We start from the raw sequence: 1,044 nt of genomic DNA, 5'->3' as shown, positions 1-1,044 counted from the left end.
TGGAGTCGGTGCTCCAGACCGTCGCCGACCTGGTCAAGCAGGTGCTGCCGGGCGAGATCGAGGCCTCGATCTCGCTGCTGGTCAACGGCAGGGCGACGACCACGGTCTACACCGGTCAGCTCGCCCTGGACCTGGACGAGAACCAGTACGGCCGCGGCTACGGCCCCTGCCTGCACGCCGCCTCGACCGGTGAGCTGGTCGAGATCCCGGATGCGCGCGTCGACGACCGCTGGCCGGACTACTGCCGAGCCGCGTGGCAGCGGGGCAGCGGCAGCTCGCTGTCGGTGCCGCTCCCGATCCAGGAGCAGGTGGCCGGAGCGTTGAACATCTACGCGCGTGCACCTCGTGCCTTCGACGAGGAGGCCCGGTCGGCCGCCGAGCGGTTCGCCCCGTACGCCGGAGTCGCGGTGGCCAACATGTACGCCTACCAGAGCACCCGGGAGCTGGCGGAGAACCTGCAGATCGCCCTGGAGTCCCGGGCGGTGATCGACCAGGCCAAGGGCATCCTGATGGAGCGGTACAAGCTGACCGCCGACCAGGCGTTCCAGGCCATGGCGGCGGTTTCCATGCGGCGCAACCGCAAGGTGCGGGACATCGCCGAGACGCTCGTCCGGACGGGGGAGTTCCAGCCCGACGGCCCGGCGGCCGGCTGAGCGTCCTCGGCCTGCGATCGGGTTGGGCCACGACGCGCACGGGCAGAACCCGGGCAGGGGCCGTCTGCGTGCCGGCACACAGAGGACCCCAGGCTCGGTGGTCGAGACGACGGCCACCGGGCCGCCCCGTCCGCGGACGGCGCCCGGGCCGAACACCCTCCGGCTGGGTCGTCCCCCTGACCCAGGGTCGGCGCGGCCGCCCGGACCAGGCGGGGACGCGCAGGGCATGGACCGGCCGTCCGGGGGACCTGTCAGGCTCCGGACGTGCCTCCGTCGACCGTCCTGCGGCCGGCCACGCCGGACGAAGCCGGCCAGCTCACCGAGCTGGCGCTGCGCAGCAAGGCCCACTGGGGTTACCCGACCGACTTCCTGGCGGCCTGCCGCGCCGACC

The 1,044-nt window shown here is 73.3% G+C and carries 1 protein-coding gene; it reads left to right on the top strand.

Going from position 1 to position 1,044, the window contains the following annotated elements; genetic code table 11:
* Positions 1-653: GAF and ANTAR domain-containing protein (locus tag G5C62_RS27265; protein WP_164703446.1), on the top strand; the 653-nt coding region annotated here is incomplete at its 5' end.
* Positions 654-1,044 lie beyond the last annotated feature (391 nt).

It is taken from the genome of Modestobacter sp. KNN46-3 (assembly GCF_011039295.1).
This window is presented reverse-complemented; position numbering and strand designations above follow the sequence as displayed.